This is a genomic window from Streptomyces sp. NPDC048291 (assembly GCF_043201715.1).
In the GTDB taxonomy this organism is placed as follows: Bacteria; Actinomycetota; Actinomycetes; order Streptomycetales; family Streptomycetaceae; genus Streptomyces.
This window is the reverse complement of sequence record NZ_JBICZC010000001.1, coordinates 842,895-868,802: the sequence shown is the minus strand read 5'-3', so window position 1 is coordinate 868,802 and position 25,908 is coordinate 842,895. Positions and strand designations below refer to the sequence as shown.

At 71.3% G+C, this 25,908-nt stretch carries 24 protein-coding genes; 5 read left to right on the top strand and 19 right to left on the bottom strand.

Translation table 11 applies throughout. The annotated features are described in order from the left end of the window. Positions 1-64 precede the first annotated feature (64 nt). Positions 65-1,516: an NCS2 family permease gene (locus ACGF5O_RS03805; RefSeq protein WP_393808289.1), complete on the bottom strand. Its 1,452-nt coding sequence runs from the start codon at positions 1,514-1,516 to the stop codon at positions 65-67. A gap of 283 nt (positions 1,517-1,799) precedes the next feature. Here ACGF5O_RS03805 and ACGF5O_RS03800 point away from each other — a divergent pair, with 283 nt between their 5' ends. Together ACGF5O_RS03800 and ACGF5O_RS03795 are read left to right on the top strand one after the other, a co-directional pair. Then, a complete protein-coding gene (locus ACGF5O_RS03800; RefSeq protein ID WP_393808288.1) occupies positions 1,800-2,372 on the top strand; it encodes a SigE family RNA polymerase sigma factor in 573 nt (190 codons plus the stop codon). Then, the gene (locus ACGF5O_RS03795; RefSeq protein ID WP_393808287.1) at positions 2,369-3,220 is read left to right on the top strand and encodes a hypothetical protein; all 852 of its coding nucleotides are present in this window, start codon (positions 2,369-2,371) and stop codon (positions 3,218-3,220) included. The genes ACGF5O_RS03800 and ACGF5O_RS03795 overlap by 4 nt, the downstream gene beginning before the upstream one ends. Positions 3,221-3,330: 110 nt before the next feature. Here ACGF5O_RS03795 and ACGF5O_RS03790 read toward each other — a convergent pair whose 3' ends face one another. The 14 genes from ACGF5O_RS03790 to ACGF5O_RS03725 all read right to left on the bottom strand — a co-directional run bounded on the left by ACGF5O_RS03790 (position 3,331) and on the right by ACGF5O_RS03725 (position 19,059). Then, positions 3,331-4,485 (bottom strand): right-handed parallel beta-helix repeat-containing protein, encoded by a 1,155-nt coding sequence (locus ACGF5O_RS03790; RefSeq protein ID WP_393808286.1) that lies wholly within the window; start codon positions 4,483-4,485, stop codon positions 3,331-3,333. Positions 4,486-4,614: 129 nt separating this feature from the next. Then, a complete protein-coding gene (locus ACGF5O_RS03785) occupies positions 4,615-5,412 on the bottom strand; it encodes an HAD family acid phosphatase (protein ID WP_393808285.1) in 798 nt (265 codons plus the stop codon). Positions 5,413-5,520: 108 nt separating this feature from the next. Further along, on the bottom strand, positions 5,521-6,633 hold the full coding sequence (locus ACGF5O_RS03780; protein ID WP_393808284.1) for a chondroitinase-B domain-containing protein: 1,113 nt from the start codon (positions 6,631-6,633) through the stop codon (positions 5,521-5,523). A 32-nt stretch (positions 6,634-6,665) separates the two neighbouring features. Continuing rightward, on the bottom strand, positions 6,666-7,649 hold the full coding sequence (locus tag ACGF5O_RS03775) for a pectinesterase family protein (RefSeq protein WP_393808413.1): 984 nt from the start codon (positions 7,647-7,649) through the stop codon (positions 6,666-6,668). Between the two features lie 49 nt (positions 7,650-7,698). Further along, positions 7,699-8,814: a pectinesterase family protein gene (locus ACGF5O_RS03770; protein WP_393808283.1), complete on the bottom strand. Its 1,116-nt coding sequence runs from the start codon at positions 8,812-8,814 to the stop codon at positions 7,699-7,701. Between the two features lie 112 nt (positions 8,815-8,926). Beyond that, positions 8,927-10,213, bottom strand: coding sequence for a polysaccharide lyase family 1 protein (locus ACGF5O_RS03765; protein ID WP_393808282.1), 1,287 nt, complete (start codon positions 10,211-10,213; stop codon positions 8,927-8,929). 47 nt (positions 10,214-10,260) lie between these two features. Beyond that, the gene (locus tag ACGF5O_RS03760) at positions 10,261-11,034 is read right to left on the bottom strand and encodes a rhamnogalacturonan acetylesterase (RefSeq protein ID WP_393808281.1); all 774 of its coding nucleotides are present in this window, start codon (positions 11,032-11,034) and stop codon (positions 10,261-10,263) included. Between the two features lie 98 nt (positions 11,035-11,132). Then, positions 11,133-12,467: an ABC transporter substrate-binding protein gene (locus tag ACGF5O_RS03755; protein ID WP_393808280.1), complete on the bottom strand. Its 1,335-nt coding sequence runs from the start codon at positions 12,465-12,467 to the stop codon at positions 11,133-11,135. 100 nt (positions 12,468-12,567) lie between these two features. Then, entirely contained in the window at positions 12,568-13,716 is a 1,149-nt protein-coding gene (locus tag ACGF5O_RS03750) for a Gfo/Idh/MocA family protein (protein WP_393808279.1), read from the bottom strand. A gap of 70 nt (positions 13,717-13,786) precedes the next feature. Beyond that, positions 13,787-14,671, bottom strand: a complete 885-nt coding sequence (locus ACGF5O_RS03745) for a carbohydrate ABC transporter permease (protein ID WP_393808278.1) — start codon at positions 14,669-14,671, stop codon at positions 13,787-13,789. Continuing rightward, complete coding sequence (locus tag ACGF5O_RS03740) at positions 14,668-15,603, bottom strand: carbohydrate ABC transporter permease (RefSeq protein WP_393808277.1); 936 nt, start codon at positions 15,601-15,603, stop codon at positions 14,668-14,670. The genes ACGF5O_RS03745 and ACGF5O_RS03740 overlap by 4 nt, the downstream gene beginning before the upstream one ends. Before the next feature lie 95 nt (positions 15,604-15,698). Beyond that, positions 15,699-17,453, bottom strand: coding sequence for an L-arabinonate dehydratase (gene araD / locus ACGF5O_RS03735; protein ID WP_393808276.1), 1,755 nt, complete (start codon positions 17,451-17,453; stop codon positions 15,699-15,701). Continuing rightward, on the bottom strand, positions 17,441-18,352 hold the full coding sequence (locus tag ACGF5O_RS03730) for a dihydrodipicolinate synthase family protein (protein WP_393808275.1): 912 nt from the start codon (positions 18,350-18,352) through the stop codon (positions 17,441-17,443). Before ACGF5O_RS03730 ends, araD begins: the two co-directional genes overlap by 13 nt. Next, positions 18,349-19,059 carry a GntR family transcriptional regulator gene (locus tag ACGF5O_RS03725; RefSeq protein WP_393808274.1) on the bottom strand — a complete coding sequence of 237 codons (711 nt, stop codon included), beginning with the start codon at positions 19,057-19,059 and terminating at the stop codon, positions 18,349-18,351. The genes ACGF5O_RS03730 and ACGF5O_RS03725 overlap by 4 nt, the downstream gene beginning before the upstream one ends. Before the next feature lie 185 nt (positions 19,060-19,244). On the opposite strand from ACGF5O_RS03725, the gene ACGF5O_RS03720 reads away from it, so the two are divergent. Further along, positions 19,245-19,931, top strand: coding sequence for a hypothetical protein (locus tag ACGF5O_RS03720; RefSeq protein ID WP_393808273.1), 687 nt, complete (start codon positions 19,245-19,247; stop codon positions 19,929-19,931). Between the two features lie 78 nt (positions 19,932-20,009). Here ACGF5O_RS03720 and ACGF5O_RS03715 read toward each other — a convergent pair whose 3' ends face one another. From ACGF5O_RS03715 to ACGF5O_RS03700, 4 genes are all read right to left on the bottom strand, one after another. After that, positions 20,010-20,762, bottom strand: a complete 753-nt coding sequence (locus tag ACGF5O_RS03715) for an MBL fold metallo-hydrolase (RefSeq protein ID WP_393808272.1) — start codon at positions 20,760-20,762, stop codon at positions 20,010-20,012. A gap of 51 nt (positions 20,763-20,813) precedes the next feature. Then, positions 20,814-21,395: a TIGR03086 family metal-binding protein gene (locus ACGF5O_RS03710; protein ID WP_393808271.1), complete on the bottom strand. Its 582-nt coding sequence runs from the start codon at positions 21,393-21,395 to the stop codon at positions 20,814-20,816. A gap of 238 nt (positions 21,396-21,633) precedes the next feature. Further along, on the bottom strand, positions 21,634-22,824 hold the full coding sequence (locus ACGF5O_RS03705; RefSeq protein ID WP_393808270.1) for a hypothetical protein: 1,191 nt from the start codon (positions 22,822-22,824) through the stop codon (positions 21,634-21,636). Next, positions 22,821-23,762 carry a 5-dehydro-4-deoxyglucarate dehydratase gene (locus ACGF5O_RS03700; protein ID WP_393808269.1) on the bottom strand — a complete coding sequence of 314 codons (942 nt, stop codon included), beginning with the start codon at positions 23,760-23,762 and terminating at the stop codon, positions 22,821-22,823. Before ACGF5O_RS03700 ends, ACGF5O_RS03705 begins: the two co-directional genes overlap by 4 nt. Positions 23,763-24,013: 251 nt before the next feature. Here ACGF5O_RS03700 and ACGF5O_RS03695 point away from each other — a divergent pair, with 251 nt between their 5' ends. Continuing rightward, a complete protein-coding gene (locus tag ACGF5O_RS03695; RefSeq protein WP_393808268.1) occupies positions 24,014-24,823 on the top strand; it encodes an NAD-dependent epimerase/dehydratase family protein in 810 nt (269 codons plus the stop codon). A 297-nt stretch (positions 24,824-25,120) separates the two neighbouring features. Next, complete coding sequence (locus tag ACGF5O_RS03690; RefSeq protein ID WP_393808267.1) at positions 25,121-25,891, top strand: DeoR/GlpR family DNA-binding transcription regulator; 771 nt, start codon at positions 25,121-25,123, stop codon at positions 25,889-25,891. The last annotated feature ends 17 nt before the right edge of the window (positions 25,892-25,908 follow it).

Below are 25,908 nucleotides of genomic sequence, written 5' to 3'. Positions count from 1 at the left end.
CCGCCCCGCGGGCGCGACCAGCCACGACGAACCCGCGGCCGACGACGCACCCGCGCCCCACCCTCTACTTCACGCCCAGAACCTGCTCCACCGGATCAATCGCGAAGTACACCAGGAACAGCGCCGACACGGCCCACAGCAGCCAGTTGACCTCCTTCGCCTTCCCCAGCACCGCCTTGATCACGACGTACGCCAGGAACCCCGCCCCGATGCCGTCCGTGATGGAGTAGGTGAACGGCATCGCGGCGATCGTCAGGAACGCCGGGATGGCGATCTCGTACTTGTCCCAGTCGATGTGCTTGACGTGGGTCATCATCAGGAAGCCCACGGCGATCAGCGCGGGCGCCGCCGCCTGCAGCGGGACGATGGTGAGCAGCGGGGTCAGGAAGAGCGCCAGGCCGAACATGCCGCCGGTGATCAGGTTGGCGAAGCCGGTGCGGGCCCCTTCCCCCACCCCCGCCGCGGACTCGATGTACGCCGTGTTGGAGGAGGCCGAGCCGAGGCCGCCGGCCACCGCCGCCGCGCCGTCGATGAACAGCACCCGCCCGATGCCCGGCACCTGCCCCTGCTCGTCGAGCAGTCCGGCCTCCGCGCTGATGCCGACGATCGTGCCCATGGCGTCGAAGAAGTCGGACAGGATCAGGGTGAAGACCAGCAGGACGGCGGTGAGGACACCGGCCTTGGCGAAGCCGCCGAACAGGCTGAAGTGACCGATGAGCCCGAAGTCGGGCGTGCCCACGATCTTGTCGGGGATCTTCGGCGTGGTCAGGCCCCAGCTCTTGATGTCGGCGGCGGAGTTGATGACGATCGCCACCAGCGTCATCGTGACGATGCTGATCAGGATCGCGCCCTTCACCTTGCGCGCGACCAGCGCGATGGTCAGGAGCACGCCAACACAGAAGACGAGCACGGGCCAGCCGGTGAGCCGTCCGACGGCACCGAGCTGCACCGGCACGGTGGTGTCGGCCGCGTCCGGGATCCGGCTGACGAAGCCCGCGTCGACGAAGCCGATGAACGCGATGAACAGGCCGATGCCGACGCCGATCGCCTGCTTCAGCTGCTGCGGGATGGCGTTCATGATCGCCTCGCGCAGGCCGGTCAGGACCAGTACACAGATCAGCAGGCCTTCGAGGACGACCAGGCCCATGGCGTCGGACCAGCTCATCAGCGGCGCCAGCTGGAAGGCCACGACGGCGTTGAGGCCGAGGCCGGCCGCGATCGCCAGGGGCAGGTTGCCGCCGACGCCCATGACGACCGTCATCACACAGGCCACCAGTGCGGTGGCGGTGACGAGTTGGCCGGTGTCGAGGGTGTGCCCGAACTTGTCCTTGGCGCTGCCGAGGATGATGGGGTTCAGGACAAGGATGTAGGCCATGGTGAAGAACGTGGCGAAGCCGCCGCGTATCTCCCGGCCGAAGGTCGATCCCCGTTCGGAGATCCTGAAGAACCGGTCGACGCCGTTCCCGGCAGGTGGCGCGGCCCCCTGCGGCCGGGCCGCCTTCTGCGTCTCGGACATGGTCGAACTCCTCGTCCCCTGAGCGTGCGTGTGCGGATGCTGGCTGGATTGTTCCCGCGTCGCACCGGTTTCAGGTTTTCCCCGTGTTACGGAATCGGGCCCGGTGTGGTTCGGTGGACCACACCGCGTCCGGCCCCTCGCACGGAGCACACCGAACCCCCGTACGACGGACACGAAATGATCACTGCTACGCTCCGGATCTCGCCGGAACGTTCCTCCGGACATCCATATGTCACCGCATGTCATCTACATGACACAGAATCCCTGACAGAAGAGGTCACCCGTGGGCACAGTCGTCGACGACGCCGCCTCCGTGGAGTTCCATGCCTTCTTCGAACGCCACTATGCCGAACTCGCGCGTCTCGCCCATCTGTTGACCGGTGAGGCGGACGCCGCCGACGATCTGGCCGCCGACGCCCTGCTGGCGCTGTGGCACCGCTGGGACCGGGTGCGGGCCGCCGACCATCCGGTGGCGTACGCCCGGGGTGTCGTCGCCAACCTGGCCCGGACCCGCATCCGCAGCGCCGTGCGCGAGCGGCGCCGCATCGCCCTGTTCTGGTCGCACCGCGAGGAGACCGCCGAGAACCCGGACGTCGCCGGAGTGGTGGACGTCCAGGGGGCGTTGGCCCGCCTGCCGTTCCGCAAGCGGGCGTGCGTGGTGCTCCGGCACGCGTTCGACCTGTCGGAGAAGGACACCGCGCTCGCCCTCGGGATCTCGGTGGGTACGGTTAAGAGCCAGACGTCGAAGGGCATGGCGGAGCTGCAGCGGCTGCTCGGCGACTCCCAGGGTGTTCCGCAGCGGGTGCACGCGGTGATGGCGCCGCGGACCGGTGAGAGCGGAGGAGGGAACCGATGAGCCAGCAGGACGTGCACGACGAGCTGCGCGCCCGGCTGCACGGGGCGGCCGAGGCGCACGAACCCGACCGCGCCCGCATCCTGGCCCGGGTCGAGCGGGGCATGGCCGCGCAGGGACGCCCGGACCATCGGGCCGCCCTTCCCCCCGTCCTCGGCTGGATCCGGGTGGTCAGCGCCACGGCCGCGGTCGCCGCGGTCCTCGGGGTCGGCGGCTACGCGGTCGCCTCGGCCGTGAAGGACCCGCCCACCGAGAAGACGGTCGCGGTGTCCCCGACGCCCTCCGCGTCCCCGGACGCGACCAGCCGCCCGCCGTCCCGGACGGCCGCCCCGCCGGCCCCGGGCGTGCCCTCGGCCCACTCCTCCCCCAGGTCGAGCCCGACGCCCTCGGCGACCGCGAAGGCCTCCGCCACCCCGGCGGCGCCCGTCGCCCGGGGCGAACAGGACGGCCCGCTCTGGTCGGACGGCTCGGTGGACCCGCACAGCAACGACTTCTGGGCGCAGTCCGACGTGACCCTCAAGACCTCCGGCCAACTGACCGCGCTCACCGTCCGGTTGAAGGTGGCCCAGACAGGCGGGGTGACCGACGCCGGAGCATGGCGCTCCCTGCCGGAGACCGACTTCACCCAGTCGGTCACCGAACAGGACGGCTTCCTCGTCTACACCTGGACCCTCAAGCCCGGCAGCAAGGTCGCCACCGGCGAGTGGGTGTTCGCCGGCCAGTACAACCACCAGCAGGGCGGCCGCGACGCGAAGCAGGACACCTACACCATCACCGGCACGGCGTCCGGCAAGCAGTACGCGGTGACGGGCAATTTCGCGACGCACACAAACAGTGAGGGTGACTCCTGACCGACGGGACATCGGCGCCCCGAAAGGGGGCGCGGGGCTGTGTTTGATCTGCGGCTGCCGCCGCGTGGGCGCGACCAGCCCCCACGGCCCCGCGGTCCGCAACGCACCCGTCAGTCCATGGTGGATCCGATGGCAGCCGACCCGGTGGTCAGAAACACCGTCACCGGCAACGCCCCACTCGTCGGCCGCGCCGCGTACGCGGACGTCGCGTCCGTCGACCTGAACCCCGGCACGCTCACCCCGCCGTCCCAGCTGTTCGCCGCCGACACCGCCCGGGACCCCAGCTTGTCCGCCCCGCCCCCGTTGCCCACCGCGAGGTTCCGCGCCAGCCGCGCCTTGCCGGTCTCGAAGAAGAACCCGGCCTGGGCGTTCGCGTAGGCCGTGTTGCGGTTGAGGACGATCGCCCCGGTGTTGGAGTTCTCGGTGAACCCGTTCAGCGTGTTGTCCCAGGCCGCGTCGTCGTTGACGACATGCGCGACGGCGACGCCCCCGCCGCCCAGCTTGAACCCGTTGCCGTTGCCCTCGAACGCGGAGTCGTTCCACCGGTTCCTGCCGTTGCCGAAGGCCCAGCTGTGTTCGATCCTGACCGGCGAGGAGAACTGCCAGAGGTCCAGGCCGTCGTCCGAGTTGTCGTACAGACGCGCGCCGGTGACCTTGTTGCCGCTGCCCGAGCCGAACTTGATGGCGATGCCGTCGGCGTTCTGCCCGTGCCCGGCCTTGTCGTAGTTGCCGTAACTGTCCAGGTTCTGGACGAGGTTGTCCACGGTGTCGTCGCCGCGCAGCGTGAACCCGGAGTCGCCGTTGTCCGCGGTGACGAGGTTCTTGAAGATCCCGCCCGTGGACGAGGTGACGACGAAGCCCTGGGCCGGGGAGTTCTGGAAGGTGAGGTCCTGGACGGTCCAGTAGCTGCCGTAGATCCCGGTGAGCCACTGGCCGGCGGGCAGCTTGGAGCCGTCGATCCGCACCTTCTCGCCGCTGTAGGCCTTGAGCGTGATGCGGTTCGAACTGCTGCCGCTGGCAGTCGACTTGAGCGTGGCGGTCGGGTAGTACGTGCCCGCGCGCACCTGGATGACGGTACCGGCGGCGGCGCCCGCGACGGCCGACTCCAGCTGTGCGGTGGTGGAGACGGTGACCGTGCTGGTGGCGGCCTGGGCACCGCCGTTCGACAGGCCGAGGTAGACGCCGCTCGCGCCCGCGGCGACGGCCACCGCGGCGGCGATCGAGAGGGTACGCGTCCTGCGGTGGCGTCCGGTGCTGAAGCGCACTGGCCGTTCCTTTCCTTGACGATGGGAGCGAAACGGGCCGGAGGGGCCGCCCCGGCCCGTTTCTGTCTCCCAGTCGCCGCCGTGGCCGGAAAGGGTTGCCGCCCTTCTCGGCTACGACCACTGCTGCGCCTACGACACGAAGTACGTCGGGTTGGGCAGCTTGTACGTGCGGTCCGCGTAGCCGCCGTCCAGGTCCGAGTACTGGTCGCCGAGGTTGGCGACGATCTCGTACCCGAGGTCCTTCTCGATGTGCTTGCGGGTGCCGGACTTGTACTGCACGGTGGTGCAGTTCCAGGCGCCCGGGGTGGCGCAGGCGCTCAGGTAGGACGGCGGGTTGGCCTTGTCCTTGAGGAACATGTGGGCGGCGTCGAGGTTGACGTCGGCGCCGATCTTCTTCAGGTTCTCGACGGCGGCGGTGCGCTGCGCCTCGCTCAGACCGGAGTTGTAGAAGACCTCGACGCCCTTGCTCTCGGCGTACCGCACGAGCTCGGCACTGCCGAACACGCCGGGCCGGTCGGCCTTGTTGACGTAGTCGGCCCAGGTGGTGCCGTTGTACGTGTAGTTGTAGCGCTTCTCGTAGTCGAGGCTGAGCAGCAGCGTGTCGTCGATGTCGAAGACGATCGCGGGCTTCTCGCCGTGCCGGTGGGCCTTGCGCGCGGCCTTGTCGATCTGCCGCTCGACGGCCGTGTCGACGCGCGCCAGGTCCTTGGCGTACGGGCTGTCCGGCGACGCCTGGTAGACGCCGGCGGCGTCGGCGGTGGTGCCGTAGTAGGTGTCGATGTCCTTCACCAGGAGCCCGATGTTGTACGGCTCGTGGGTGGAGTTCGCGGTCGACTGACCGGCGGTGGCGGCGCCGGCGCCGTAGAGGGCGCCCCCGGCCACGGCACAGGCGGCGGTGATCGCCGCGATCCGAAGTGACTTATGCATGACAGGAGTTCTACGCGCGTCACCCTGGCGGGCGCGAGACCCGTTGCCTGATCGATACCTCATCCACAGGCAAAAACCGGGTCAAGCGCCCTGAACGGAGGACTCCGCTTAGTTCATCGTGGCGCCGATCGTGGTGCTGCTGGTCGTGAGGAACGTCGTCGCGGGCAGGGAGCCGTCCGACTTACGGGCGTTGTACGTGGTGGAGGCGTCCGTGGAGACGAACGACGGCGTGGAGACGCCGCTGTCCCAGTTGTTGCCGGCGGACACCACCGAGGAGCCCTTGCTGACCAGTCCGCTGCCGTTGCTCACCGCGAGGTTCTTGCCGAGCCGGGCCGCGCTGGTGGCGAAGTAGTAGCCCCAGCCGCCGTTGGCGTAGGCGGTGGTGCGGTTGATGACGATCGCGCCGGTGTTGGAGTTCTCGGTGAACCCGTTGCCGGAGTTGCCCCAGGCGGCCGAGTTGTTGACGGCGTGGGCGACGGTGACGCCGTTGCCGCCCAGCTTGAACCCGTTGCCGTTGCCCTCGAAGGCGGAGTCGCCCCAGCGGTTGACGCCGTTGCCGAAGGACCAGGTGTGCTCGATGGTGACCGGCGAGGAGAAGGACCACAGGTCGATCCCGTCGTCCGAGTTGTTGTACAGGCGGGCTCCGGTGACGAGGTTGCCGGTGCCGGAGCCGAACTTGATGGCGACCCCGTCGGCGTTCTGGCCGTGCGTGGCGGCGTCGTAGTTGCCGTACGAGTCGAGGTTCTTGACCGTGTTGTTCACGGTCCCGTCCCCGGTCAGGGTGAAGCCGGAGTCGCCGCCGTCGATGGTCTTGATGTTGCTCCAGTTCGTCCCGGTGCAGGACTGGCAGACCACCGCGCTGTCCGGGGAGTTCTGGAAGGTGATGTTCGAGACGTTCCAGTAGTCCGCGGTCAGCTTGAAGATCCACTGGCCGGAGGGCAGCGACGAGCCGTCGATCTTGACCGTCTCCGAGCCGTACGCGGTGAGCGTGACCGGCGCGGACGAGGTGCCGTTGGCCGTGGACTGGAGGGTGGCCGTCGGGTAGTAGGTGCCGCCGCGGACCTGGATGACCGTGCCGGCGGTGGCGTTCTTGATGGCGTTGGACAGGTCGGTGGAGTTGCTGACCACGACGGTCGCCGCGTGCGCCGGGGTGGCGACGACGGCCAGTCCGAGCGAGGCCGTGGTCACGGCGAGGGCGGTGAAGGTGCTGATACGACGCATGACGTGCGGGTCCTTTCGTCGATCAGGGGGATTCAGAGTGAGCGGACGGGTGTCCAGTCGCCGAGGTAGGCCGCGGGGGTGTGCGACCGGGCCTCGGCGTCGGTGAGCTGGGGCCGGTTCGACGGCACGGTGATGACCGCGCCCGGCCCGGAGTTGCGGTACTCGCGGAACCGCATGGACTGCCAGGGGTAGGCCTCCCGCATGTTCGTGTAGGGCGCGACGGGGTCGGTCCCGGGGCCGATGCGACTGTCCCGCACGACCAGCGAGGGCCACGCGGTGGTCTCGTAGGTCGGCACCCAGGGCCGCGCCAGCTTGTACGCCCCGTCCTCCGCGCCGGAGGAGAACCGACAGCGGACGGCGAGGAACCCGTACGGGTTCGCACGGGCGGTCGAGGGGGCGAACACCATGCCCTTGGGGGTGAAGGCCACGTCCCGTTGCAGGGTGCGGAAGTGGCAGTGCTCGTACACCGCCGTGGCCCGCCCGAAGACGAAGTCGACGTCGCCCTCGATGTGGCAGCGGTGGAAGAACTGCCGGTCGAAGGAGCCGAGTTCGGTGGTGTCGGCGAACAGGGTGTCCTGGTGGGCGAGGAGCCGCACGTTCTCGACGTGGGTCCGGTCCCCGGTCAGATACGCGGCGACGGCCTGGGTGCCGGTGATCTCCGGGTGGTCGGCGCGCAGCCAGTCGTTGGCGAGGGTGAGATCGCGGACCACGAGCCCGGGCGCCGCCGAGGTGAAGGTGGCCGAGCCGGCCGTGCCGTAGGTACCCGAACCGTCGGGTTTCTGCGTGCCGTTGGCGTTGTCGTACACGATGACGGCGGCCCGCGGGTCGCGGCTCGCGCCGCGCAGCGTCAACTCCTCTTTCCCGGCGGGCACGTCGACGACCTCGCGGTAGGTCCCCGGGTGCACGACGATCGTCCAGCCGGGGCCCGGGACCGCGTCCACGGCCGCCTGCACGGAGTCGCCGGGGCGGACGTGCAGGGTACGGCGGTCTCGGGTGAAGGCCGTGGCCGAGCCCATGGCCATCGCCGCCGCTCCGGCGGCGAGAAGTGCGCGTCGGGTCGGCACGTCAGCACTCCTTCCAGGGCGTCCAGTCACCGAGGTAGGCCTCCCGGGTCGCGGACCGGGCCTGTTCGGCGGTGAGTTGGGGCCGGTTTCCGGGGACGGTGATCGCGGCACCGGGACCGGAGTTGCGGTACTCGGCGAAGCGCTGGCTCTGCCAGGGGAAGGCGTCCGACATGTTGGTGTAGGGCGCGACGGCGTCGATGCCGGGACCGAGGTACGAGTCGCGGACGACGAGCGAGGGGCGGGCCGTGGTGTCGGAGCTGGGCACCCAGGGGCGGGCCAGCTTGTAGGCGGCGGCCGGGGCTTCGCCGCTGATGCGGCTCCGGCTCACGAGGTAGCCGTACGGGTTGGCCGCCGCGGTCGACGGCGCGAGGACGAACCCGTACGGGGCGGCCGCCAGGTCGGTCCGGTTCAGGGTGCGGAAGTGGCAGTGCTCGTACACCGCCGTGGCCCGCCCGAAGACGAAGTCGACGTCGCCCTCGGCGTAGCAGCGCGCGAAGTACTGCCGGGCGAACACGCCCAGGGCCGTCGAGTCGGCGTACAGGGTGTCCTGGTGGCCGAGGAACCGGCAGTCGTGGAAGGCGCTGCGGTCGCCCTGCACCTTGAGGGCGACGGCCTGGGTGCCGGTGATGTCGGGGTGGTCGGCGCGCAGCCAGTCGTTGGCGAAGGTGATCCAGCGAGCGGTGAAGCCGTCGGCCTGCGCGGTGACGGTGGCGGAGCCGGTGGTGCCGTACGTGCCGCCGCCGGGTTTGGGGGTGCCGGCCGCGTGGTCGAAGACGATGACGACGGCACCCGGGTCCTCGGCGGCGCCGATCCAGGTGGCCCCGGTGCGGGTGGTGTCGACGGCGACCGTCTCTCGGTAGACGCCCGGGGCGAGGACCAGGGTCCGGCCGCTGCCGGTGGCGGCGGTGACGGCGGCCTGGACGGTGCTGAAGTCGCCGCGGCCGTGCGGGTCGACGTACAGGGTCTGCGGGGTGCGGCGGCGCTCCGGGGAGCCGTACCGCCCGAAGGGGCGGGCGCCGGCGTGGGCGGGGAGGGCGGCCAGGGCGAGCGCGGCGCCCGCCCCGGCGCCCGCGGCGAGGAGACCTCGTCTGGACAGGGGAAGGTGGGGCGAGGACATGCGGGTGCTCCTTGAGGAGGAGAGGAGGGGAAGGGGGTGGCGGTACTCCTTGCCGTGCGGGGGTGGGGCCGGGGCGGGCTCCGGTGCGCGCCCCGGCCGCGACGGACGCGCGTCAGCGCAGGTGACCGGCGCCCGCGCCGCAGTCGACGATGCGCGGCACGGCCGGTGCCGGGTCGACCTTCGTGCGCAGGGTCGGGGTCCAGGTCGAACCCGCCGTGAGGGTCTCGGCCGGGATCTGCGCGTTGTGGACCGCGATCAGGTCCGTCGGTTCACCGTTGACGTAGTTGTCGTCGGCGGTGAGCGTCGACTCGTTCCACTTCTTCAGGATCGAGCCCGCCCTGACGGTGTCGGGCAGGGTGAACGCGTTGTGCTCGGCTACGAGTTGGGACTCGATCCCGATGCCGTAGCTGTAGCCGTAGCCGTCCTCGGCGACGAAGTGGTTGTTGTAGGAGTCGACCTGTCCGAACCGCACCCGGGGTGCCCGCTCCACCAGGTTCGAGAAGAGGTTGTGGTGGAAGGTGACCTTGAGGTGCCCCCGGTCGACGGCCGCGGTGGACGCGCTGTCGCTGTTGCCGACGAGGATCGTCTTGTCGTGGTCCGCGAAGACGTTCCAGGAGGCGGTGATGTGGTCGGAGCCCTTGACGATGTCCATCTCGCCGTCGTGCTGTTCGTAGATCCGCCCGAAGTAGTACGGCAGGGTGCTGTCCGGGTGGTCGCCGTCGGTGAAGGTGTTGTGGTCCATCCAGACGTGCGTGCCGCCGTAGATGTCGACGCTGTCGTACTCGGAGTTCCAGTTGCCGTCGGCGGTGTCGGTCGGGTCCCACTGCGGGAAGCAGTCGAGGGGGCTCTCGAAGCCCAGGTTGCGCACGATGACGTTGTCGACGGCCTTGATCTGCAGGCTGGCGCCCTTGAAACCGGCGTCCTTGCCGACGCCGACGATGGTGGTGTTGGCCGGGACGAACGCCTTGATGTAGGCGTCCTGGGCGGCCTGGGACGCGCGGCGCAGCCCCTCCGGGCTGTCGGCGGGCTCGTTGTCGAGGTTGGTGGAGCGCCCCCAGGCCTCGGGTGAGTACTTCGCGAGGTAGGCGTCGAAGTCGTAGCCGGGCACGGCGAACGAGGCGCAACTCGGCCCGTCCGCGTCGATGGTCCCCACGACTCTGACGATCTTCGGCGCGCTGCCGCCGTCGGCGAGGGCGGCCTTGAACTCGTCCCAGGTGGTGACGGTGTACACGTGCGCCGCGTCGGCCGCGGCCCCGCCGGAGGTCCCGGTGCCGGCCGCTCCCCAGCCGTCGTTCGCGGCCAGCACCTGCCGGTCGGGCGCGACCCGGTGGGGGGCCGCGGCCTGGGCGTTTCCGGTCACGGCCAGCACCAGGGCCGTGCAGCCGACCAGCGCTCCCATGACGCGTGCATGACATATCTGAGTACGCACTGTGCGGTTCTCCTCGGCTATGCGGGTGGCCAGGTGATCCATGAAGTCGGTATGTCCTCGTGCAGCCGGACGACGTCGTGCCGGGCCAGCACCTGGGTGCGCAGCGACTCCTGCGCCACGAGCCGGGCCACGGCGATGGCCCCCGGCGGGTTGAAGTGCGTGTTGTCCTGCTCGGTGTCGGTCCAGTTGAAGTACGTCTTGGTCGCCTCGACCCCGAGCGCCTGCCAGAGCGCGAGCGACAGCGCCTCGATGTCGAGCAGCGCGACCCGTTCCCGCGCGGCGAGCGCGCGCATCGCCGCCGGGTAGTCGCCGTGCGTCGGCACGGCGTTGCCGTCGGCGTCGAACCGCCGCCGCTCGACGGGCGTGGCGAGCACCGGCCGGGCACCGCGCGCCCGGGCGCCCTCGACGTAGAGCCGCAGGTAGTCCTGGTAGGTGCTCCAGGGCTCGGTGTACCGCGTCGGATCGTCGCTCTTCTCGTCGTTGTGCGCGAACTGGACGAGCAGCAGATCATGCGGCCGGATGGCGGCGAGGATCGCGTCCAGCCGCCCTTCGTCGACGAAGCTCTTGGAACTGCGGCCGTTGACGGCCTGGTTGGAGACGCCGATCTCCTTCCGGAGGAAGAACGGCAGCGCCATCCCCCACCCGGTCTCGGGCGCCGCGTCGGCGTATTTCTGCGCGGCGGTGGAATCACCGGCGATGTAGAGGGTGCGGTGGCCCCTCCCGGGCGACCGACCGACGAGAGGAACGGCGGCAAGAGCCGCGGAAGTTACCTGTCTGCGCGTAAGGGACACAAGGGTGCACCTTTCAGGTCTTTGTCTTGGGGGCGCGGGGAACTGCGCGACCAGCCACACTCGGCCAGCAGTCCCCCACGGACCGAACCCACCCGATCTCAGTGATGGGCCTTCCAGTCCGCCTGGGCCTTGTTGAGCTGATCGGCCAGCGTGTCCAGGAACTCCTTGGTCGTCATCCTCCCGAGCAGCACCTTCTGGAAGTTCGGCTCGTTGTCGGCCTTGGAAACGGTGTTCCAGTCCGGCAGGTAGTAAGGAAGCTGCACGATCTTGGTCGACGCCCCGTTGAGCGCCTCGGCGGCCAGCTTCGTCGGCTCCGACGCCCGCACCCAGGCGTCCTGCGCCGCCTCGTTGTTCGCCGGCACCTGCCCCGCCGACTCGTTCCACTTGCTGTTGGCCTCGTGCGAGGCGGCGAACTCGATGAACTTCCAGGCGGCCGCTTTGTTCTTGCTCGACTTGAAAAGACCGAGACCGTCCACGGGATTGGAGACCTGCACCCGGGTCCCGTCGTCCAGCGTCGGATTCGGAATTCCCTTGAACTTCCCGCTCAGCGCCTTCTCGTGGTCCGCATAGGAACCGAGGTTGTGGCTCAGCATCCCGATCGTGCCGGAATCCCACTGCGCCACCATCTTGGTGAAGTCGTTGTTGACGTCGGCGGAGGGCGTGTCCTTCTTGTACAGGCCGACGTACTTCTCCAGCGCCGCCACGTTCTTCGGGTCGTTGACGGTGGTTTTGTCACCGTTCCAGAAGGAGTCGATCCCGCTCTGGCCGTAGGTGGCGTCCAGCGCCTGCGCGATCGACCCTTCCCCGCCCCGGATCGTGTACCCGAACCTGTTCTTCGCCTTGTCGGTGAGTCGGCCGGCCGCCGCGTAGAAGTTCGTCCAGGTGGTCGGCGCCGCCAGCTTCGCCGCGCCGAACAGGTCGGTCCGGTACCAGAGGGTGCCGTTGTTCGCGGAGGTCGGCACGGAGTAGGTCTTTCCGTCGCCGCCCGCGGACTTCACGCTCTCCAGGAACTTCTCGTTGAGCTTGCCGTTCAGGGCGCTCTTGGTGAGCCGGCCGTCCAGCGGCTCCAGCGCGCCCTGCGCCGCGACCTCCGCGAGCATCGCGGTGGTGACCCCGCCGACGTCGGGCAGGCCGCCGCCCTGGATGGCGGTGTCGTACTTGGACTGGACGCCGGCCGCGGGCACCCCGACGTACGTGACCTTGATGTCGGGGTTCTGCTTCTCGAAGTCGGCGATGATCTCCTTCCAGACGTCGGTGCGGACACCGCCGTTGTTGTCCCAGAAGGTGATCGTGCCCTTGCCGGAGCCCTCGCCGCCCTTGTCGCCCGCGCTGCCGCTGCCGTCGTCGCCGCAGGCGGTGGCGGTCAGCGCGAGCACGGAGCCCAGGGCGACGGCGACGGCCGCGCGCCTGCTTCTGCGGATGCTGCTCTTCATCGATCGGCTCTCCTGTGTCGGGGTCAGCAGGGGGTGACGCGTAAGTGCGTGAAGGAGGCGGCTCCGGCAACGCCCGCGGCACCCGGCCGACCGGCGTCCCTCATGGGCTCACCCTCTTCGGCGGGGCCCAGGGGGCACCCAGTTCGGAGTAGAGGGAGAGGGTGTCGGCGCCGGCCGCGACCAGTGCGTCGATGCCGGTCACGACCCGGCGCCCGTCCTCAGGCCGGCGGTGCCAGGCGTCGGCGGGCAGCGCGACCGGGGCGTCGGCCAGTCGAATCGCTTCAACGACCTTCATGAAGGCGCCGGTCGCGTCCGGCTCCACCAGCAGGGCGGCGCCGGTGGTGACATGGTCGACGAGGTTCTCCAGCAGGTCCGTGCTGCCGTACTCGGTCTCCTCCGGGCCGTGGTCCGCCCGCTGCACCAGCACCCGGTCCTGCTTGTACCAGTGGGTGATCCGGCCGCCGGTGCCGTGCACCAGGACGTACGGTTCCCCGGGTTCCTCGGCGCAGAGCGTGGCGGCGACCGTGACCGGGCCGCGCGGGGTGGTGACGCGGACGCAGGAGGTGTCGTCGGACTCGATGTCGTTGGCGCGCAGCAGCTCGGTCTCGATGCCGGTGACGTCCTCGGCACGGTCGGTGCCGAGCAGGGCGAGGCCGGTGGCGACGGCGTGCGCGAGGGGGTTGGTGAGGACCCCGTCGACGACGTCGACGCCGTTCAGGCGCCGCTTGCCGGCCCAGGGCGCCCGCCGGTAGTAGGCCTCGGGGCGGGCCCAGGCACCCGCGCCGCCGACCCCCACCACCTCGCCGATGGCGCCCTCCGCGATCAGCCGCCGGATCGCCGGCACGGCGTGCGAGCCCAGCGACTGGAAGCCGATCTGGCAGGCCACGCCCGCCTTGGCGACCCCGTCGGCCATCCGCCGGAACTCCGCGTAGGACGGCGCCGGCGGCTTCTCCAGGAGCACGTGCACGCCCCGCTCGGCGGCCGTCAGGGCCAGGTCCGTGTGGGTGGGGATGGGCGTGCAGATCACGGCGATCCCGGCGCCTGTCGCGTCGAGCAGGGCGCCGAAGTCGGCGGACTGGGCGGGCTGCCCGAGCCCCTCCGGCAGCTCGTCCGGGCCGAGCGGGGTCAGCTCGCAGATGCCGGCGAGCCGTACGACGCCCTTCTCCTGGAGCCGGCGGATGTTCTCCAGGTGCCAGCGGCCGTGGCCGCGCGCGCCCGCCAGAACGAGGTCGATGGGTGAAGAGTTCACGGTGTCCTCCCTGCGTCGTCGATCTTTGGATGCAGGGTAAGCGGTTTCCCCGGTCGGTCCGCGACGTGTCTCATCCCTTCACCGCCCCCGCGCTGAAGCCGGTGATCAGCCACTTCTGGATGAAGGCGAAGACGATCACGACGGGTACGGCGGCGACGATCCCGCCCGCGGCCAGCGCGCCCAGGTCCACGCTGTCGGCGCTCATCAGGGTGTTGAGGCCGACCGGGATGGTCTGCTTGCTCTGGTCGGAGAGGAACATCAGGGCGAACAGGAAGTGGTTCCAGGCGTGCACGAAGGCGAAGGAGCCGACCGCGACCAGTCCCGGCCGCAGCAGCGGCAGCACGACGATCCGGAAGGCCGTGAGCCGGTTGCAGCCGTCGACCCAGGCGGCCTCCTCCAGGGAGTACGGCACGTTCCTGATGAAGCCGCTGATCAGGATCATCGACAGCGGGAGCTGGAAAACGGTCTCGGCGACGACGACACTGCCGAGGGAGTTGATCATCCGCAGCTCGGCGAAGATCTGGAAGAGCGGGACGAGCAGCAGCGCGCCCGGCACGAACTGGGAGCAGAGCAGGGCCAGCATGAAGCCGCGCTTGAGCCGGAAGTCGAAGCGGGCCAGGGCGTAGCCGCCGGCCAGGGCGACGACGGTGGTCAGCACCAGGGTGGAGACCCCGACGTAGACGCTGTTGGTGAAGTAGGTGCCGAAGCTGCGCTCGGTCCACACCTTCTGGAAGTGGTCGAAGGTGACCGGCCAGGGGACGAGCGAGGTGGAGCCGGCCGGGCGGAGGGCGAAGAGCAGGATCCAGTAGAACGGGACCAGCGTGAAGAGCAGGTAGATCCCGAGGGGGAGGTAGATCTGCCAGCGGGGGGCCTCGTCCCAGGCGCGGCGCTTCTTCCCCGGCCGGGCGGGCTCGGACACGGCGGGCCCGGCCGTGGGGGCGATCTCGGTGATCACTTGGTCTCGCCTCCGAACTTGCTCAGCCGCAGGTAGAGGACGGAGCAGAAGAGCAGGATCACGAAGGCCACCGTGGTCAGCGCGGAGGCGTAGCCGAAGTCGTGGGCGTCGACGCTGGTGTTGGCGATGTAGAGGGGAAGGGTCGTCGTCTCCCCCGCCGGGCCGCCTCCGGTCAGGGTGTAGAGCAGGTCGACGTTGTTGAACTCCCACACCGCGCGCAGCAGTGTGGACAGCACGATGGCGTCCTTGAGATGCGGCAGCGTGATGTGCCAGAACTGCTTGAGGCGGCCCGCCCCGTCGACCTCCGCCGCCTCGTAGAGGTCCTTGGCGACGGACTGGAGGTCGGCGAGGATGAGGATCGCGAAGAACGGCACGCCCCGCCACAGGTCGGCGACCACGGCCGCCGGGAAGACGGTCGAGGGGTCGGAGAGCCAGCTGGTGCCGTACGACCCGATGCCCGCGTCGGCGAGGTAACGGGTGATGCCGGTCTGGGAGTTGTAGAGCAGCACCCAGATCGCGGAGGTGAGCACACCGGAGACGGCCCACGGCGAGAAGACCAGCGCCCGGCCCAGGGCCCGCCCCACGAACGTCTGGTTGACGATCAGCGCGAGCGCGAGCCCGAACAGCAGCTGCAGCCCGACCTCCACCACGACCCACTTGGCGCTGAAGGTGAGCGTGTCCCAGAACTGCGGGTCGTGCGCGAAGGCCCGCGTGAAGTTGCCGAGGCCCGCGAAGCCGTTCCGCCAGGGCTTGGTGGGGTTGTAGTCCTGAAGGCTGTAGTAGAAGACGCTGAGCACCGGGTAGGCGATGAAGCCCAGCATCAGCAGGACCGCCGGGGCGATCAGCAGGTACGGCAGCCTGCGCGGCGTCGCGGAGGCACGGCGCCGCCGGGGTGGCGCGGGCGGGTTCGCCACGGCTGCGGCTTGGGCCATGACCGTCTCTCCGTTCGCATGGGTGACAGCGGGTGCAGGAAGCGCTTGCTACATGCACATGGTTGAAGCGCTTCGACGATCGTCGTGCGGAAGGGTCAGCCCGCGTACGGGTCCGGGACTTCTCCCGGCCGGGCCAGGAACTCGAAGTCGCAGCCGGTGTCGGCCTGGGTGATCTGCTGGTCGTAGAGGGCGCCGTACCCGCGCTCGTACCGCACCGGCGGCGGGGTCCAGGCGGCCCGGCGCCGCGCCAGCTCCTCGTCGTCCACGTCGAGCCGGAGGGTGCGGGCCGCGACGTCCAGGGTGATGGCGTCCCCGGTGCGGACCAGGGCGAGCGGCCCGCCGACGTACGACTCGGGGGCGATGTGCAGCACGCAGGCGCCGTAACTCGTCCCGCTCATCCGGGCGTCGGAGATCCGGACCATGTCCCGCACGCCCTGCCTGAGGAGGTGCTCGGGGATGGGCAGCATGCCGTACTCGGGCATGCCGGGACCTCCCCTGGGCCCGGCGTTGCGCAGCACGAGCACGCTGTCGGCGGTGATGCCGAGGGCCGGGTCGTCGATGGTGCGCTGCATGGTCCGGTAGTCGTCGAAGACGACCGCCCTGCCGGTGTGCTTGAGCAGGTGCGGTTCGGCGGCGATGTGCTTGATCACGGCACCGTCCGGGCAGAGGTTGCCGCGCAGCACGGCGACTCCGCCTTCGCTCGCGACCGGGTCGGTGCGGGTCCTGATGACGTCGTCGTCGTGCACCCGGGCGCCGGCGAGCTGCTCGCGGTAGGTGTCGTAAGACACCGTCGGCCGGTCGAGGTGGAGCAGGTCGGGGATGCGGGAGAGGAAGCCGGGCAGGCCGCCCGCGAAGTGGAAGTCCTCCATGAGGTACCGCCGGCCGCCGGGGCGGACGTTGGCGAGGACGGGCACGGTACGCGCGATGCGGTCGAAGTCGTCGAGGGTGAGCCGCACCCCGGCCCGGCCAGCCATGGCGATGAGGTGGATGACGGCGTTGGTGGAGCCGCCGAGCCCGAGGACGGTGGTGACCGCGTCCTCGAAGGCGTCCGGGGTGAGGAGCGCGGAGAGCCTGCGGTCCCGGTGGACGAGTTCGACGATCCGCATGCCCGACCCGGCGGCCATCCGGTCGTGCCCGGAGTCGACGGCCGGGATGCTCGACGCGCCGGGGACGGTGACGCCCAGCGCCTCCGCGGCGGCGGTCAGGGTGGAGGCCGTCCCCATGGTCATGCAGTGCCCGGGCGAGCGGGCGAGGCCGCTCTCCAGCTCCTGCATCTCGCAGTCGCCGATCAGTCCGGCGCGCTTGTCGTCCCAGTACTTCCACATGTCGGTGCCGGAGCCGAGGACCTCGCCCCGCCAGTGGCCGGGGAGCATCGGCCCGGCGGGCACGAAGACGGTGGGCAGGTCGACGGAGGCGGCGCCCATGAGCAGGGCCGGGGTGGACTTGTCGCAGCCGCCCATGAGGACCGCGCCGTCCACGGGATACGACCGCAGCAGCTCCTCGGTCTCCATGGAGAGGAGGTTGCGGTAGAGCATCGGGGTCGGCTTCTGGAAGGTCTCGGAGAGGGTGGCGACCGGGAACTCCAGCGGGAAACCGCCCGCCTGCCAGACGCCCCGCTTGACGGCCTGCGCCCGGTCACGGAGGTGCACATGACAGGGGTTGATGTCCGACCAGGTGTTGAGGATCGCGATGACCGGCTTGCCGAGGTGCTCCTCGGGGAGGTAGCCGAGCTGGCGGGTGCGGGCGCGGTGGCTGAAGGAGCGGAGGCCTTCGGTGCCGTACCACTGGTGGCTCCGCAGCTCCTCGGGCCGCTTGCGCGGGACGTTCTCGCCGGGGCTCACAGGGACCATCCGGTGGCTATGGCGGCGACCTCGGCGCGCCCTTCCTCCGGCAGCTGCCTGCTGGGCGGGCGGACGTCGCGGCGGCAGAGGCCGAGGGCGGCGAGGGCCTCCTTGACGACGGTGACGTTGTCGGCGGAGCCGTTGGCGGCGCGGAGTTCCTCGAAGCGGCGGATCTGCTCCCAGACCTTCATCGCGGCGGGGTAGTCACCCGATCGAAGCGCTTCGATCATGTCCAGCGAGACGGCCGGGGCGACGTTCACGAGGCCGGAGGTGAAGCCGGTGGCGCCGGCCGAGAAGTAGGAGGGCGCGTAGGGCTCGGCGAGCCCGGCGACCCACACGAACCGGTCGAGCCCGGCGTCACGTGCGAACGCGGCGAACTTGGCGGCGTCCGGCACCGCGTACTTGACGCCGATGACGTTCGGGCAGGCGTCGGCGAGTTCGGCGAGGCGGGCGCCGGGGAGCTGGGCGTTGCGTACGTACGGGACGACGCCGAGTTCGGGGACGGCCGCGGCGATGGCCCGGTGGTAGTCGACCCAGCCGGACTGGGAGACGTACGGGTGGACGGGCTGGTGGACCATGACCATCCGGGCGCCGTGCTCCCGGGCGTGCCGGGCGGAGGCGGCCGCGGTGGGGATGTCGTGCCCGACCCCGACGAGGACCACGGCCCGGTCCCCGGCCTCGTCGAGCGTCGACTCGGTGACGAGCCGCCGCTCCTCGGGGGTCAGGGCGTAGAACTCGCCGGTGTTCCCGTTCGGGGTGAGGGTCCGGATCCCGCCGTCGAGGAGCCGGCGCAGCAGCGCCCGGTGGGCGTCCTGGTCGACGCCGCCGTCCTCGGCGAAGGGGGTGACCGGGATGGCCACCACGTCGGCCAGGGCCGCCCGCTGGGTCTCGAACACCGCGCCGCTCATCCCTGGCCTCCCTGACCTGCTTGGCCTGCTTGATCCGCCTGATCTGCCTGGCCTGCTCGGCCTGCCTGGTCGGCCGCTTGGGGGAAGGCACGGTCGACGAAGGACGCGATGTGGGTGTGCAGGGTGCGGGCGGCACCGTCGGCGTCGCCCGCCAGCGCCAGCCGCAGGATCTCCCGGTGCTCACCGGCCTCCTGCTCCCAGGAGGGGGAGGCGGCCCAGGCGACCGCGGAGACGAGGGCGGCCTGGTCGCGGACCTCGTCGAGCATCCGGCCGAGGAGCGGGTTGCCGCACGGGAGGTAGAGGGCGCGGTGGAAGTCGCGGTTGGCGAGGGAGCGTTCGGCGGTGTCGGTGGCGTCGGCGGCGCGGGTGAGGGCGTCGCGGGCGGCGTCGAGCGGGGCGCCGCGCCGCACGGCCCGCCGGAGGGCCTCGGGTTCGAGGAGCAGCCGTACGTCGTAGACCTCCCGCGCCATGTCCGCGTCCACCATGCGCACCGTGACGCCCTTGTACTGGCTCATCACGACCAGCCCGGTCCCGGCGAGGGTCTTGAGCGCCTCCCGCACAGGGGTCTTGGACACCCCGAACTGCGCGGCGAGCTCGGTCTCCACCAGGGCCTGACCCGGCGTCAGCTGCCCGGTGAGGATGCGGTGTTTGATCGCGTCCAGCACGAACTGCGTGCGCGACGGAATCGGCATGGGCACGGAGGTCATGCGCGCCTCTCGGGGTCACGATCGGGCACGGGACCCGGTCTGACGTATCTGATCTCGCGTATCGCGTCTCATATATGACGTACGAAGTACGACGCGGATGAAGCTAGGAGGACGGCTGTGTTTCGTCAATGCTTCTGACAAAGAAGAGGGTTGGGGGGAAGGCCGGGGAGCTACGCTCGGCGGCCATGACGGTGCTGATCAGCGTGTGGGGAGCGGCCCCCGGGGTGGGCAAGTCGACGTTGTGCGGCGGACTGGCCCGCCGGCTGGCCGACGCGGGACTGCGGGTGGACCACTTCCGGGAGGAGGAGGTGCTGACCAGACCGCAGTTCGCCGCGGTGGCCGAGGCGTTCCGGACGACCGGCGCCGTCGGCCCGGAGACGCTGATCGCGGCGACCGGCGAGTTCGTGGCATCGGTCCTGGCGAGCGGCGGCGACGTGGTGATCGCCGACGCCCTGGTGCCGTTCGTGCCGACACTGCTGGCCATGGGCCACGACGAGGCGACGATCGACGCGTTCCTCACCGACCTCACCGAGGTGCTCGCCCCCGTCTCCCCGGTCATGGTCTTTCTCGACGGGAACGCCGGGGCCGCCCTGTCCCGGGCCGCCGGGAGGGAGGGGGCGGAATGGCTGGACCAGTACGTCGGAAAGCTCGCCCGGTACGGCGTGAGCCCGCCGGTGACGGATGTCGCGTCGGCGGTGAGGTACCTGGCGCGCGAACGTGCGGTGACCCTCGCCGCGGTCGCCCGGCACGGGTGGCACCTCGTGGTGATCGAGCGGGCCGACGAGCTGTCCCCGGATGAGGTACTGCGCGCCGTGGAGCGGGGCCTGCGGCCGTGGCCGGCGGATCGGGGCCCGGCGGCCCGTAAGGAGTGAGGGGGCCCGGGAGCGCTGAGAGGCCCACGAACGCTGAGAGGCTCGCGAAGGCCGAGGCCGCTTCGGCCGTCGGGCGGGTCAGAAACCCCTCGCCTCTCCCTCCCGTGCCACGCTGGTGGGCCGCCCCGAGATCGCGCCCGCACGGGCCGCCGCCATCTCCCGGGTCAGGGACGGGCCCACGTGGGTGATCAGGAGTTCCCGTGCTCCCGCGTCCCGGGCGATCCGGCCCGCGTCCTCCGGGGTCAGGTGTACGCGTTCGCCTTCGCGATGCCTGTCGAGGTCGGCCTCGCACAGGAAGACGTCCGCGCGGGTGGCCAGGTCGGTCAGGGCGGCGCACGGTCCGCTGTCCCCCGAGTACGCCAGCACGCTGCCCTGGCACTCGGCACGCAGCCCGTAGGCCTCCGTGCCGTGCGCCACCGCCCGCGCGGTGAGCCGCAGGTTCCAGTGCCGGACGGCGTGCCCGTCGTACAGCGGCCGGAAGTCGAAGACCCCGCCCAGGAAGCCGAGGTCCGGCCGCCCGAAGAAGCCCGCAAGGCGCTGTGCGCACTCCTGCGGCGCGTAGACCGGGATCGGCGCGGCCGGGGCCAGGCCGCCGAAGGCGTACGCGTACGCGGCGGCCGACAGATCGGCGCTGTGGTCCGCGTGCAGGTGCGAGAGCCAGATCGCCGTGAGCCGCGCCGGATCCGTGTGCCGCTGCAACTCCGCGAAGGTCCCGGTGCCGGCGTCCACCCACACCTCGGCGCCGCCGCCGCGCACCAGGTAGCCGGAGCACGGGCGGCCGGGCCGGGGGTAGGGGGAGGCGGTGCCGAGGACGGTGAGGCTCAAGGGCATGGCGAGGAGAGTACGGATCCGGGTCCCCGGCCACTCACCGTTCGCGTGCTTCTACGCCTTCCACCCCGGGTCCCGGCCGCTCAGCCCCACCGTCCGGTCCAGCAGCCGCGCACCCTCCGGCACCGGCACGGCGGGGCCGAACGGGCCGCGGTCGCCCTCCGCGGCCATCCGCAGGAAGCCGTACGCCGCCTCCAGGGCCGCGGGATCGGGGGCGTACTCCTGGCCGGTGGCCCGGGCCAGGTCCCAGCCGTGGATGACCAGTTCGTCGGCGGCGACCGCGGCCGCCACCCCGCCCGGCAGGTCGATCCCGCCGGCGCGGGTCATGCCGTCCCAGGCGGCCGGGTCGCGCCAGGCCTCCGCGAGCGCGTCGAGCGCCTCGGGCAGTTCCTGCCGCCACTCCGGTCCGAGCACCGGCAGTGCCGTGCCGGGGCGGTGGCCGGTCGTGGCCCCCAGGTCCTTGCGGGCCGCGTCCCGGAAGGCCACGGACAGACCCGCCACATGACCCAGCAAATGACGCACGGCGTACTCCGGACACGGCGTCGCCCCCGCGAGCTGCCCGTCCGTCACCCCCTCCGCGAGCTCCGCGACGATCCTCGCCTGCGGGCCGAGGTCGATCATGGTCGTACCAGTCATCGTGCTGCCTCCCGGTGCACCGGTTCGGTCGTCCGCCCGGACTCCTCGATCCTCTTCAGGAGGTAGACCCCACGGCCTCCCGGAACTCATCGGCCCGCCACACCCTCACCGGCTGCGACGGCCTCACCGCCCTGTGCACCGCAGCCCTCTGGGCCCCCGCCCTCGGCGCCCTCGTCGGCCACCGGATGCTGTCACCGGTCTCCGGCGGCGCGCCGCTCCTCACCGCCGGGTCACTGGCTCAGCGCAACGCCTCCCGGACCGCGGCCAGGTCGCCGTCGGACGCCAATCCGGCGTGATACAGGCGCAGTTCGGTCGCGCCCAGCGCACGGGCGCGGTTGGCGTCGGCGGCGAGGGTGCCGGGGCTGCCGCCCATCCCGGAGACCACCGTGAAGTTGGCGGCCAGGACGGTGTCGGCGCGGGCGTGTTCGGCGAAGGGCGCGAGCAGGGCCGTACCGGACGCGCAGGGGACCACGACGCCGTCCGCGACGGACAGGATCCAGGCCGGGTCCACGCCCGCGTTGGCGCCGCAGTGGTAGGTCACCGGGTCGGCGTGCAGCAGTACCTGGAAGCCTGCGGGGGCCGCCGCCCGGACCGCGGTCACGGCCGTCTCCTGGAGCGTGCGGGCCCGTCCGTCGCGCCACGCGCGCGTGGCCGCCGCGACCGGCTCGCCGAGCAGCTTCTCCACCGTGGGCCAGCCGGCGTCGTCGCCCGTGCCCCGCCACAGCGGCTCCAGGGCCTCCCGTACGGCGGCGGCCAACTCGTCGGGATCCAGGCCCTGTTCGCCGTACCCGGCCCGGCAGGCGGGGCAGAAGCACAGTGCCATCAGGTACTGGCCGGCGTCCCCCAGGCCGACGCCCGCGGTCTTGTCGTGGGCGTGCAGGTGCTGGAGGCCGTACCAGCCGAGGGACTCCAGTTCGGTGCCGCCTGCGCCGGGGCGGACGGCGGCCTCGGCGGCGAGGTCGGCGAGGTACGCGCGCGTGGCGGGCTGGGCGATGCAGGGTGCCCAGGGGTAGCGGTCGCCGTAGGCGTTGACGACGGAGGTGTCCGGATGCTCGGCGCCCAGGCGGGAGTTGTGGGCGAGGATCACCCAGGTGTGGACGTCGAGACCGGCGCCGGCCAGGGCTTCGGCGGCTTCCCCGTAGGCGTCGCCCGGGGCCCAGTCGCCCGCCCGGTGGGGGCGGAGTCCGCGGCCCGCCCAGTGCTCGCCCGGCGGGTAGTAGACGGCCGCGTACTCGGCGGTGACGATGCGGTGGCGGGGGTGGCGGGGGGTCAGGGCGCGGGTGGAGTGGTAGGCGGAGGCCAGGGTCACCTGGTCGACACCGAGTGCGGCGACGCGCTCCGCGGCCGTGGGGTCCCCGTTGACGTCCCAGGGGTACACGAACGCCGAGGTCCTCGGCCGTCCTGCCCGGCTCGCTCCGGGATGCGTCACGCGTCCTCCTCCAGCAGTGCGTAGCCGCGCTCGATCAGCTGGGCGAGCTGCTTCACGTGGTCCTCGGCCGGCTCGTGCAGCGGGGGGCGGACCTCGCCGACGTCCAGGCCGCGCAGTCGTACGCCGGCCTTGACCAGCGAGACGGCGTATCCCCGGCCCAGGGCGCGGAGTTCGACGAACGGGCGGTAGAAGCCGTCCAGCAGGCGCTCGGCCGTCGTCCGGTCCCCCTCGCGCAGGGCGGCGTGGAAGGCGAGGGCGATCTCGGGGACGAAGCAGAAGACGGCGGAGGAGTAGAGGCCGATGCCGATGGCCTGGTAGGCGAGCTGGGTCTGTTCGGCGGTGGGCAGGCCGTTGAAGTAGAGGAAGTCGCCGGGGGCCTCGGTGCGGACGGCGCTGACGATGCGCTGCATGAGGTCCAGGTCGCCGAGGCCGTCCTTGAAGCCGATGACGCCCTCGGTGCGGGCGAGTTCGACGACCGCGGGCGGGGTGAACACGGCGTTGTCGCGCTGGTAGACGATCACGGGGAGCCCGGTGGCCGCCGCCACCTCGCGGTAGTGCCGCAACAGGCCCTCCTGGCCGGCGACCACCAGGTAGGGCGGCATGGCGAGGAGGCCGTCGGCGCCCGCGGCCTCGGCGAGACGCGCGTAGCGTACGGCGAGCGCGGTGCCGTAGCCGGCGCCGGCCACCACCGGTACCCGGCCGGCGGTCGCTTCCACGGCCGCACCCACGCAGGCCTCGAACTCCTCGGGGAGCAGCGCGTGGAACTCCCCCGTGCCGCAGCAGGCGAAGACGGCGGCGGCGCCGGCCTCGACGCCCCTGCGGACGTGCTCGCGGTAGGCGTCGAGGTCGAGGGAGCCGTCGGGGCCGTAGGCGGTGACGGGGAAGAAGAGCGGCCCGCGCGGGTCACGGAGCCGGGCGGCGAGAGGGGCTGGCGTCACGGGCGCTCCCTGTCGAGGCGGTCGACGCAGATCGTGCTACTGATGCATGTTTCTGATCGGCGTCCATATTCATGAACGCGACCACGTTACGAGGCCCCCTCGGGGCCGGTCAAGGCGACAAACGACCAACAGTCGAGCGGATTCCCGCACTCCACGGCACACTTGACTCGGTACGTCACACCTCCCTAGCGTGTCCATGAATGTGAATTTCATACACGGACGCGACCGGCGCCGATCCAAGGAGACCGTGGATGCCCACGCCCCGCACGCTACTGCTCACCGGTGCCGCCGGCGGACTCGGCACCCTGATGCGGTCCCTGCTCCCGGAGTACGGCTACGAGCTGCGCCTGTTCGACGTGCGGCCGATCGAGGGCGAACCGGACGCGATCACCGCCGACCTCGGCGACACGGACGCGCTGCGCGAGGCGGTGCGGGGCGTGGACGCGGTCCTGCACCTCGCGGGGATCTCCCTGGAGGCACCGTTCGGGAAGATCCTCCGCGCGAACATCGAGGGCACCTACAACCTGTACGAGGCCGCCCGCGAGGCCGGCGTGCCGCGCATCGTCTTCGCCTCCTCCAACCACGCCGTCGGCTTCACCCCGGCCCCGCGCCCGGGCGATCCGCTGATCCCGGTGGACACCCCGCGCCGCCCCGACACCTTCTACGGCCTGTCCAAGTCGTTCGGCGAGGACCTCGCCCAGCTGTACTGGGACAAGCACGGCCTGGAGACGGTCTCCGTCCGCATCGGCTCCTGCTTCGCGGAACCGGCCGACGTGCGGATGCTCTCGGTGTGGATGAGCCCCGCCGACGGCGCCCGCCTCTTCCACGCGGCCCTGACCGCCGAGGAGGTCGGCCACACCGTCGTCTACGGGTCGTCCGCCAACACCCGGCTGTGGTGGGACCTGGGCACCGCGCGGGCGCTCGGTTACGAGCCGCAGGACGACTCCGAGCGGTTCGCCGGGAAGCTGATCGCCGAGCACGGCGAGCTGGACCCGGAGAAGCCGGCCCACACCCACCTCGGCGGGCGCTTCGTGGACGACCCGCCGGTGTGGCCCTACTAGTACGCGACACCGGTACGCGACCGATACGCGGCCAGTGGGCGCGACGGCGCGAAACGATCGCACGCGGCGGCGGGCGGGCACCGAACGGGCCCGCCCGCCGCCGCGTTCGGGCATCCGGGCCGCCCGATCCCACCCCTCCCCCGGCAGCCGCGCAGGTCCGAGGCGGGCACCGCGCCCGGCAAACGGGCCCACCCGGGCAGTATCGGGCCCGCAACAGGCCTGGTCAGCCCCGCACACCCGCTGTAGAACTTGCTGCATGGCCCGAACGGGCACCTCCACAAGGAAGTGGGTGACGAGATGAGCACGCAGACGGCGGAGGAACGCCAGCGCGAGATCGTGCGGGCCGCGCGCGCCACGGGCTCCGTCGACGTCACCGCGCTCGCCGACGCCCTGGGCGTGGCCAAGGAGACCATCCGGCGCGACCTGCGCGCCCTGGAGGACCACGGCCTGGTGCGCCGTACCCACGGGGGCGCGTACCCGGTCGAGAGCGCCGGTTTCGAGACCACCCTCGCCTTCCGTTCGACCAGCCATGTGCCGGAGAAGCGGCGGATCGCGTCGGCCGCCGCCGAGCTGCTGGGCGACGCCGAGACCGTCTTCGTCGACGAGGGCTTCACCCCGCGGCTCATCGCCGAGTCGCTGCCGGCGGACCGGCCGCTGACCGTGGTCACGGCGTCGCTGCCGGTCGCGGGCGCGCTGGCGGAGACCGAGAACATGTCGGTCCTGCTGCTGGGCGGCCGGGTCCGGGCCGGCACGCTGGCCACCGTCGACCACTGGACGACGAAGATGCTCGCCGGCTTCGTCCTCGACCTCGCCTACATCGGTGCCAACGGCATCTCGCGCGAGCACGGGCTGACCACCCCGGACCCCGCTGTCAGCGAGGTCAAGGCGCAGGCGATCCGGGCCGCGCGCCGGACGGTGTTCGCGGGCGTGCACACCAAGTTCGGAGCCGTCAGCTTCTGCCGCTTCGCCGAGATCGGCGCCCTGGAGGCGATCGTGACGAGCACCCTGCTCCCCACGGCCGAGGCCCACCGCTACTCCCTGCTGGGCCCGCAGGTCATCCGGGTCTGACCCACCACCGCCCTCCC

What these genes read in the sequence shown, in the direction of transcription:
- ACGF5O_RS03775 (WP_393808413.1), bottom strand. Translation starts at nt 7,649, where the DNA reads ATGGGCTCGGCCACGGCCTTCACCCGAGACCGCCGTACCCTGCACGTC.
- ACGF5O_RS03805 (WP_393808289.1), bottom strand. Translation starts at nt 1,516, where the DNA reads ATGTCCGAGACGCAGAAGGCGGCCCGGCCGCAGGGGGCCGCGCCACCT.
- ACGF5O_RS03695 (WP_393808268.1), top strand. Translation starts at nt 24,014, where the DNA reads ATGCCCACGCCCCGCACGCTACTGCTCACCGGTGCCGCCGGCGGACTC.
- araD (WP_393808276.1), bottom strand. Translation starts at nt 17,453, where the DNA reads ATGGTCCCTGTGAGCCCCGGCGAGAACGTCCCGCGCAAGCGGCCCGAG.
- ACGF5O_RS03715 (WP_393808272.1), bottom strand. Translation starts at nt 20,762, where the DNA reads ATGCCCTTGAGCCTCACCGTCCTCGGCACCGCCTCCCCCTACCCCCGG.
- ACGF5O_RS03720 (WP_393808273.1), top strand. Translation starts at nt 19,245, where the DNA reads ATGACGGTGCTGATCAGCGTGTGGGGAGCGGCCCCCGGGGTGGGCAAG.
- ACGF5O_RS03755 (WP_393808280.1), bottom strand. Translation starts at nt 12,467, where the DNA reads ATGAAGAGCAGCATCCGCAGAAGCAGGCGCGCGGCCGTCGCCGTCGCC.
- ACGF5O_RS03710 (WP_393808271.1), bottom strand. Translation starts at nt 21,395, where the DNA reads ATGACTGGTACGACCATGATCGACCTCGGCCCGCAGGCGAGGATCGTC.
- ACGF5O_RS03730 (WP_393808275.1), bottom strand. Translation starts at nt 18,352, where the DNA reads ATGAGCGGCGCGGTGTTCGAGACCCAGCGGGCGGCCCTGGCCGACGTG.
- ACGF5O_RS03785 (WP_393808285.1), bottom strand. Translation starts at nt 5,412, where the DNA reads ATGCATAAGTCACTTCGGATCGCGGCGATCACCGCCGCCTGTGCCGTG.
- ACGF5O_RS03765 (WP_393808282.1), bottom strand. Translation starts at nt 10,213, where the DNA reads ATGGGAGCGCTGGTCGGCTGCACGGCCCTGGTGCTGGCCGTGACCGGA.
- ACGF5O_RS03740 (WP_393808277.1), bottom strand. Translation starts at nt 15,603, where the DNA reads ATGGCCCAAGCCGCAGCCGTGGCGAACCCGCCCGCGCCACCCCGGCGG.
- ACGF5O_RS03780 (WP_393808284.1), bottom strand. Translation starts at nt 6,633, where the DNA reads ATGCGTCGTATCAGCACCTTCACCGCCCTCGCCGTGACCACGGCCTCG.
- ACGF5O_RS03770 (WP_393808283.1), bottom strand. Translation starts at nt 8,814, where the DNA reads ATGTCCTCGCCCCACCTTCCCCTGTCCAGACGAGGTCTCCTCGCCGCG.
- ACGF5O_RS03795 (WP_393808287.1), top strand. Translation starts at nt 2,369, where the DNA reads ATGAGCCAGCAGGACGTGCACGACGAGCTGCGCGCCCGGCTGCACGGG.
- ACGF5O_RS03725 (WP_393808274.1), bottom strand. Translation starts at nt 19,059, where the DNA reads ATGACCTCCGTGCCCATGCCGATTCCGTCGCGCACGCAGTTCGTGCTG.
- ACGF5O_RS03690 (WP_393808267.1), top strand. Translation starts at nt 25,121, where the DNA reads ATGAGCACGCAGACGGCGGAGGAACGCCAGCGCGAGATCGTGCGGGCC.